This window comes from Streptomyces sp. NRRL WC-3549 (assembly GCF_000721935.1).
Classification (GTDB): Bacteria; Actinomycetota; Actinomycetes; order Streptomycetales; family Streptomycetaceae; genus Streptomyces.
Genome location: NZ_KL585394.1, coordinates 190,717 through 198,086 on the forward strand (window position 1 = coordinate 190,717; position 7,370 = coordinate 198,086).

At 70.8% G+C, this 7,370-nt stretch carries 8 protein-coding genes and 1 pseudogene; 3 read left to right on the plus strand and 6 right to left on the minus strand.

Going from position 1 to position 7,370, the window contains the following annotated elements:
- Positions 1–222: 222 nt before the first annotated feature.
- Both IH13_RS0111580 and mca read right to left on the minus strand, forming a co-directional pair.
- Positions 223–462, minus strand: a complete 240-nt coding sequence (locus tag IH13_RS0111580) for a hypothetical protein (RefSeq protein ID WP_031083543.1) — start codon at positions 460–462, stop codon at positions 223–225.
- Position 463: 1 nt separating this feature from the next.
- Entirely contained in the window at positions 464–1,345 is an 882-nt protein-coding gene (gene mca / locus IH13_RS0111585) for a mycothiol conjugate amidase Mca (RefSeq protein ID WP_031083545.1), read from the minus strand.
- Positions 1,346–1,441: 96 nt separating this feature from the next.
- Between mca and IH13_RS0111590 the strand changes: the two genes are divergently transcribed.
- Both IH13_RS0111590 and greA read left to right on the plus strand, forming a co-directional pair.
- Positions 1,442–1,846: a DUF4307 domain-containing protein gene (locus IH13_RS0111590; RefSeq protein ID WP_031083547.1), complete on the plus strand. Its 405-nt coding sequence runs from the start codon at positions 1,442–1,444 to the stop codon at positions 1,844–1,846.
- Between the two features lie 218 nt (positions 1,847–2,064).
- Entirely contained in the window at positions 2,065–2,562 is a 498-nt protein-coding gene (gene greA, locus IH13_RS0111595; RefSeq protein WP_030627759.1) for a transcription elongation factor GreA, read from the plus strand.
- 67 nt (positions 2,563–2,629) lie between these two features.
- On the opposite strand, the gene IH13_RS0111600 is transcribed toward greA, so the two are convergent.
- The 3 genes from IH13_RS0111600 to ilvA all read right to left on the minus strand — a co-directional run bounded on the left by IH13_RS0111600 (position 2,630) and on the right by ilvA (position 5,923).
- Positions 2,630–3,487, minus strand: coding sequence for an ABC transporter permease (locus IH13_RS0111600; protein ID WP_031083548.1), 858 nt, complete (start codon positions 3,485–3,487; stop codon positions 2,630–2,632).
- Positions 3,484–4,488 (minus strand): daunorubicin resistance protein DrrA family ABC transporter ATP-binding protein, encoded by a 1,005-nt coding sequence (locus IH13_RS0111605; protein ID WP_031083550.1) that lies wholly within the window; start codon positions 4,486–4,488, stop codon positions 3,484–3,486. The genes IH13_RS0111600 and IH13_RS0111605 overlap by 4 nt, the downstream gene beginning before the upstream one ends.
- A 205-nt stretch (positions 4,489–4,693) precedes the next feature.
- Positions 4,694–5,923 carry a threonine ammonia-lyase gene (gene ilvA / locus IH13_RS0111610; RefSeq protein WP_031083552.1) on the minus strand — a complete coding sequence of 410 codons (1,230 nt, stop codon included), beginning with the start codon at positions 5,921–5,923 and terminating at the stop codon, positions 4,694–4,696.
- Positions 5,924–6,080: 157 nt separating this feature from the next.
- Here ilvA and IH13_RS0111615 point away from each other — a divergent pair, with 157 nt between their 5' ends.
- Positions 6,081–6,608: a MarR family winged helix-turn-helix transcriptional regulator gene (locus tag IH13_RS0111615; RefSeq protein WP_031083554.1), complete on the plus strand. Its 528-nt coding sequence runs from the start codon at positions 6,081–6,083 to the stop codon at positions 6,606–6,608.
- Between the two features lie 160 nt (positions 6,609–6,768).
- On the opposite strand, the pseudogene IH13_RS0111620 reads toward IH13_RS0111615, so the two are convergent.
- Positions 6,769–7,370, minus strand: a pseudogene (locus IH13_RS0111620) (PLP-dependent transferase); the annotation flags it as partial.

Below are 7,370 nucleotides of genomic sequence, written 5' to 3' on the forward strand. Positions count from 1 at the left end.
AGAGATGTGTATAAGAGACAGGCCGAACGGCTCGTCGTGACGGACGGCGCCGTGCACAAGCACATCCGCAGCATCTTCGCCAAGCTGGACCTGGCGCCCGCGGACCGCACGGACCGCCGGGTCGCCGCCGTGCTGCGCTATCTGGACGACGCCCGACGCCGCGTGTGAGCGTGGTCGCCCCCGGCTCGTGTCCGGGGGCGACCACGGGCGGTGCGCGGTGGCTCAGTCCTGTCCGGCCGCTCGCGCCTTCACCGCGGTGTCCTCCGCCCGCCCCGCCGGTTCCGGCGCCTCCTCGAAGTCGACCTTGCCCATGTGGCGGTTCATCGACTTCATCAGGAACCACACGCCCACGGCCAGCGCCGCGAAGACGAGGAAGCCGAGGACGCCGGGGGTGACCTTGTTCTTGTCGAGCTCGTCGGCGGCGAGCGGGACGAGGTGCGTCAGTGCCTGGGTCGCGTACATATCAGGCATTGTCGCGGATGCCCGCGAAGAGGTCGCTCTCGGGGAGGGAGGTGGCGACCAGAGACTTCGCCAGCTCGTACTCCTCGGTGGGCCAGACCTCCCGCTGGACGTCCATCGGGACCCGGAACCAGCCGCCGTCCGGGTCGATCTGTGTGGCGTGCGCGATCAGCGCCTTGTCACGGATCTCGAAGAAGTCGTCGCACGGGACGTGCGTGGTCAGCGTGCGTTCGGCGCGCCCGAACTCCTTCCAGCGCTCCAGCCAGTCGCCGTACGGGGACTCCAGCCCGCGGGCGAGCAGCGCCTCGTGGAGGGCGACCGTGCGCGGCCGGTTGAAGCCCTGGTTGTAGTAGAGCTTCTGCGGCTGCCAGGCCGGGCCGAACTCCGCCTCGGGGAACCGCTCGGTGTCCGCGGCGGCCTCGAAGGCGATCATCGAGATGGTGTGCGTCTTGATGTGGTCGGGGTGCGGGTAGCCGCCGTTCTCGTCGTACGTGGTGATCACCTGCGGCCGGAACGCGCGGATCTTCGCGACGAGGCGCCCCGCCGCCGTCTCGTCCTCCTCCAGCGCGAAGCAGCCCTCGGGCAGCGGCGGCAGCGGGTCGCCCTCGGGCAGCCCCGAGTCGACGAAGCCGAGCCACTCCTGCTTGACGCCCAGGATCTCCCGGGCCTCGTCCATCTCCTTCTTGCGCACCTCGTGGATGTTCGCCTCGATGTACGCGTCCCCCTGGAGCTTGGGGTTGAGGATGGATCCCCGCTCACCGCCCGTGCAGGTGACGACCAGGACGTCCACCCCCTCGGACACGTACTTGGCCATGGTGGCCGCGCCCTTGCTCGACTCGTCGTCGGGGTGGGCGTGAACGGCCATCAGTCGCAGCTGCTCGGTCAAGACTGGTCCTCGGTGATTCGTCGCGGTGGTCGGCTTCTATAGTGACTGAACCAGGGGGCGGAAAATTCCTCGATTCCCGGTACCGGAGGAACGATCATGGCAGCGGTGCGCGAGGCCTTGCCCGACGGGCGCTACGGCCGGTCGCGGGACCAACGCGCCGACCGCACGCTGAAGATCGTCGGCGCGGTGCTCGGTGCGGTCCTGCTCGCCGTGATCGGCTGGTTCGGCTACGCCTACGTCGTCGGCCAGGACGTGAGCGCCGAGATCATCAAGTCCAAGGTGGTCTCCGACGAGCGGGCCGACGCGCACCTGGAGGTGCGCAAGGAGCGCGACGTCGTGGCGCACTGCACGGTCCGTGCCCTGAGCGAGGACGGTGGCGAGGTGGGCCGCAAGGAGGTCCGGCTCGACACGGGTTCCGACCGGATCGACACGGTCGTCTCGATGCGCACGACGTCCAGGGCGACCGCCGTCGAGCTGCTGTCGTGCGGCGTCAGCGACTGACCCCTCCGGCAGGCGTATGACGCACCCGGGACCACGGGGGCGCGGCGTCGCGCCCGGCCCGTGTCCGAGGGCGCGGATCACCGCTGACGGCGTGTGACCGTTTACCTTCTCCCCCTTTTCGCGGGGAATTGTTAGGCTCGTGGTTTCGCCCACCCGTTGCAGCACATGCTTGGGGTAGGGCGATGCTTTGTATTCCCAGTACCGACGAGGAGCACCCTGTGACTCAGACCAGCGATAACGTCACCTGGCTCACGCAGGAGGCGTACAACCAGCTCAAGGCCGAGCTGGAGTACCTGTCTGGTCCCGCGCGCACGGAGATCTCCGTCAAGATCGCGGCGGCCCGCGAGGAGGGTGACCTCCGCGAGAACGGCGGGTACCACGCAGCCAAGGAGGAGCAGGGCAAGATGGAGCTCCGGGTGCGTCAGCTCACCCAGCTCCTGGAACACGCGAAGGTCGGCGAGCCGCCGGCCGACGACGGCGTGGTCGAGCCCGGCATGGTCGTCACGATCGCCTTCGACGGCGACCCGGACGACACGCTCACCTTCCTGCTCGCCTCCCGTGAATACGCGACCGGCGACATCGAGACCTACTCCCCCCAGTCCCCGCTCGGCACGGGCGTGAACGGCAAGAGGATGGGCGAGGAGGCGGAGTACGAGCTGCCGAACGGCAAGAAGGCGATGGTGAAGATCCTCACTGCGAAGCCCTACACGGGCTGACCGCACCCACGCCGTCGAGGAGCCCCGGCCCGAGCGGCCGGGGCTCCTCGCGGTCGTGGGCCGGTGCTCAGGCGGCCGCCGAGCGGTACTTGCGGACCGCGAGGGTCCGGAAGACCACCAGGATGACCACCGACCAGAGGACCGACGCGAGGATCGGGTGCTGCATCGGCCAGGCGTCCGGGGTCCTGAAGCCCGGCGGCAGGTTGCCGAACAGCTCGCGGCAGGCCTGCACGGTGGCGCTGAAGGGGTTCCATTCGGCGATGTGCCGCAGGAACGCCGGCATCTGGTTGGCGTCCACGAAGGCGTTCGAGACGAACGTCAGCGGGAAGAGCCAGATCAGCCCGCCGGAGGTGGCGGCCTCGGGTGTCCTCACGATCAGGCCGATCAGTGCGCCGATCCACGAGAAGGCGTACCCGAGCAGAAGCAGCAGCAGGAAGCCCAGCAGCACCTTTCCGACGTTCTCGTGGGTCCGCCAGCCGACGATGAGTGCGACCCCCGCGAGCACGACGAGCGTGAGGGCGGTCTGCACGAGGTCGGCGATCGTACGCCCGGTGAGGACGGCGCCCCGGGCCATGGGCAGGGACCGGAAGCGGTCGATGAGCCCCTTGTGCATGTCGTCGGCGATGCCCGCCCCGGCACCCGCGGTGGCGAAGGTCACGGTCTGGGCGAAGATGCCTGCCATCAGGAACTCGCGGTAGGCCTGGGGCGAGATGGTGCCGCCGACCCTGATGGAGCCGCCGAAGACGTAGGTGAACAGCACCACGAACATGATCGGCTGGATCAGGCCGAAGATCACCATCTCCGGGATCCTGATCATGCGGATCAGGTTCCTCCGGGCGACGACCAGGGAGTCCATGACCGACTGCGCGATGGCTCCCCGGCGCGCCCGCGGGGCGATGTCCTGCGTGGGGGTGGTGGCGGTCACCGCTCTGTCTCCTCACGGCCCTGGTCGGCCCCGGTCGGTCCGGTCCCGTCGTTCTTCGCCTGCTCGGCGGCGTGCCCGGTGAGCGAGATGAAGACGTCGTCGAGGGTGGGCCGGCGCAGCCCGATGTCGTCGATCTCCACGCCGCGGGTGTCGAGGTCGCGGATGACCTCGGCGAGCAGCTTGGCCCCGCCGGTGACCGGGACGGTCAGCTTGCGGGTGTGCGGGGAGACGGTGATCTCGCCCTTGCCGTAGGTGGCGAGGACCGAGCGCGCGGGCTCGATCTGGTCGCTCTGGTGGACGACGACCTCGACGCGCTCGCCGCCCGTGCGGGCCTTGAGCTGGTCGGAGGTGCCGCGGGCGATGACCTTGCCGTGGTCGATCACGCAGATGTCGTGGGCGAGGTGGTCGGCTTCCTCCAGGTACTGCGTGGTCAGCAGCAGTGTCGTGCCGCCGGCGACGAGGTCCTGGATGACCTCCCAGAGCTGCTGCCGGTTGCGGGGGTCGAGGCCGGTGGTCGGCTCGTCCATGAACATGACCGGCGGGGAGACGACGAGCGCGGCCGCCAGGTCGAGGCGGCGGCGCATGCCCCCGGAGTACGTCTTCGCGGTGCGGTCGGCCGCGCCGGCGAGGTTGAACCGCTCCAGCAGCTGGTCGGCCCGCTTCTTCGCGTCGCGCCCGCTCATCTGGTAGAGCTGCCCGACCATCCGCAGGTTCTCGCGGCCGGTGAGGTATTCGTCGACGGCCGCGAACTGACCCGAGAGACCGATCGAGCGGCGCACCTCCTCGGGCCGTTCCAGCACGTCGATACCGGCCACGACGGCCTGCCCGCTGTCGGGCCGGAGCAGGGTCGTCAGGACGCGTACGGCGGTCGTCTTACCCGCACCGTTGGGGCCCAGGAGGCCCAGGACGGTGCCTTCGGGTACGTCGAGGTCGACGCCGTCCAGTGCACGTACGTCGCCGAAGGTCTTGACCAGGCCTTCGGCGTAAATGGCGCCTGGCATGTGGGATTCCCCCAGTTGCGTTCAGGTGACTTCCGAAAGGGATCGTAGAGTTCCCGGCCCCCGTGCGCCGGGAACACCGGAGTGTCCGGCGGTGGCACGGTATCGCGATACATCGCGACACACAACGGGTTTCCCGACATCGCTCCCCGGCCCGCCCCCGGGCCCGCACCGGCCGTATCCCTGGCCACCCGGCGCCACCCCGGGCTCAGCCCGTCACCCGGTACCCCGCCTCCCGCAGCACCTCGGCGACCTGGGCGCAGTGGTCGCGGCCCTGGGTCTCCAGGTGGAGCTCCACCTCGGCCTCGGTGAGCCCCAGCCGCGGGTCGGTCCGCACATGGCTCACGTCGAGCACGTTGGCGTCCGCCCGGGACAGCGTGGAGAGCAGCGCGGCGAGCGCCCCGGGGCGGTCGGTGAGCCGGAGCCGCAGGCTCAGATAGCGGCCCCCCGCCGCCATGCCGTGGGTCAGGAGGCGCTGCATCAGCAGCGGGTCGACGTTGCCGCCGGACAGCACGGCCACGACGGGGCCGCGGAAGGACCCGGGGTCGCTCAGCAGGGCGGCCACCGGACTCGCACCGGCCGGTTCGACGACCATCTTGGCGCGTTCCAGGCAGAGCAGCAGCGCACTGGAGAGCTCGTCCTCGGTGACCGTACGGACCTCGTCCACCAGCTCCCGGACGAGCCCGAACGGGATGTCTCCGGGGCGGCCGACCTTGATGCCGTCGGCCATCGTCTGCACCGAGTCGAGCGAGACCGGGTGCCCGGCGGCCAGCGACGGCGGATATCCGGCGGCGCCCTCCGCCTGGACCCCGATGATCCGCACGTCGGGGCGCAGGGCCTTCACCGCGACCGCGATCCCGGCGACGAGGCCGCCCCCGCCGACGCCCACGACGATCGTGCGGACCTCCGGGCACTGCTCCAGGATCTCCAGCCCGACGGTGCCCTGGCCCGCGATGATGTCCGGGTGGTCGAAGGGGTGGATGAAGACGGCCCCGGTGCGCTCGGCGTACTCCTGGGCGGCGGCCAGCGTCTCGTCGACGACCTGGCCGTGCAGCCGCACCTCGGCCCCGTACTCGCGGGTCGCCGCCACCTTGGGCAGGGGGGCGCCCACCGGCATGAAGACGGTGGAGCGCACGCCGAGGAGCGAGGAGGCCAGGGCGACCCCCTGCGCGTGGTTCCCGGCGCTCGCGGCCACCACCCCGGCCGCCCGCTCGACGGGGCTGAGGCCGGCGATCCGCACGTAGGCGCCGCGCAGTTTGAACGAACCGGTGCGCTGGAGGTTCTCGCACTTGAGGTGGACGGGAGCGCCGACCGACGAGGACAGGTGACGGCTGCCCGCCATCTCGGTCGTCCTGACCACCCCGGAGAGCATCTTCTGCGCGCCCCGGACGTCGTCGAGGATCAGGGGCGGGACGGGGGCTGTCGTACGGAAGCTCATGACCGCAAGTCTTGCAGTCCGGGGCCGTCCCGGCCGTCGCGTCTCATGGTGGGCTGCGGTGTTGTCCACAGGTTTGTGCAGCGCTGGTACACGTTGCCCCGGGGCCGCGTACTCTGTCCCCCACCCATCCGACACCGCACGAAGAGAGCTCCCGGCCATGCCCCCTCAGGACATGTCGACTGCCGCGTCCCCCTCCGGGGGCGCCGTCCCCGAAGGCCCGGGGACGGACCACCTCCTCGACGCTCTCCAGCACCAGGTGGCCGTCTTCGCCCGCCGTGCCGAGCAGACCCGCCTCGGCGGTGTCGGCCAGGTCCGCAATTCGATGGACCGGGCCGCCTACCTGCTGCTCAACCGGCTCGACAAGGAAGGGCCGATGGGGGTCAAGGCCCTGGCCGCCGGCATGGGGATCGACTCCTCGACCGTGACCCGGCAGGTCGCGCCCCTCGTCGACACCGGTCTGGTCAAGCGGACCTCGCACCCGGAGGACGGGCGGGCGGTCGTCCTGCAGCTGTCGCCGCGCGGCCAGACGCGCCTGGAGGAGGTCCGCGTCTCACGCCGCGAGCTGATGTCCCGGGTGACCGACGACTGGAGCGAGGAGGAGCGCGACACCTTCTGCGCCCTGCTCACCCGCTTCAACATCTCCCTGGCCGACCGGGCGGCGCACCAGGCGGCGCAGGAGGGCTGAGGCCGGACCGGGGTGTCCCGGGCGGCCCTCCCCCGCAGGTACCGGCACGTGCGGGTCGAAGAGGCATCCGTGCCCCGGAGGACCGCCGGCCCGGCTCCTCTCACCCGCGGACGTCCGGCGACCGGGGTTTCCCGGCCGCCGGATCGGTCCGCACCCGTCCTCAGCCCAGCGCCTGCGTCAGGTCGGCCAGCAGGTCGTCGGCGTTCTCGATGCCGACGGACAGCCGGACCAGGTCGGCCGGCACCTCCAGCAGGGAACCGGCGGTGGACGCGTGCGTCATCCGCCCCGGGTGCTCGATCAGCGACTCCACCCCGCCGAGCGACTCACCGAGCGTGAACAGCTTCGCCCGGTTGCAGACCTCGACCGCCGCCTCCTCGCCGCCCGCGACCCGGAACGACACCATCCCGCCGAACGCCTTCATCTGCTTGGCGGCGATCTCGTGCCCCGGGTGCTCCGGCAGCCCCGGGTAGAGGACCTGGGTCACCTCGGGGTGCCGGGTCAGCAGGTCGGCCACCTTGGTGGCGTTCTCGTCGTGGCGGTCCATGCGCACCGACAGGGTCTTGATGCCGCGCAGCACCAGCCACGCGTCGAACGGGCCGGCGACGGCGCCCATCGCGTTCTGGTGGTACGCCAGTTCCTCGGCCAGCTCCGCGTCGCCGGTGACCAGCGCGCCGCCGACCACGTCGGAGTGCCCGCCCATGTACTTGGTGGTGGAGTGCACCACCACGTCCGCGCCGAGCGCTGTCTCTTATACACATCTCT

Excerpts from the sequence above, each read along its gene's own strand:
- IH13_RS0111615 (WP_031083554.1), top strand. The coding sequence starts at position 6,081 with ATGCCCCCTCAGGACATGTCGACTGCCGCGTCCCCCTCCGGGGGCGCC.
- ilvA (WP_031083552.1), bottom strand. The coding sequence starts at position 5,923 with ATGAGCTTCCGTACGACAGCCCCCGTCCCGCCCCTGATCCTCGACGAC.
- IH13_RS0111605 (WP_031083550.1), bottom strand. The coding sequence starts at position 4,488 with ATGCCAGGCGCCATTTACGCCGAAGGCCTGGTCAAGACCTTCGGCGAC.
- IH13_RS0111580 (WP_031083543.1), bottom strand. The coding sequence starts at position 462 with ATGTACGCGACCCAGGCACTGACGCACCTCGTCCCGCTCGCCGCCGAC.
- IH13_RS0111590 (WP_031083547.1), top strand. The coding sequence starts at position 1,442 with ATGGCAGCGGTGCGCGAGGCCTTGCCCGACGGGCGCTACGGCCGGTCG.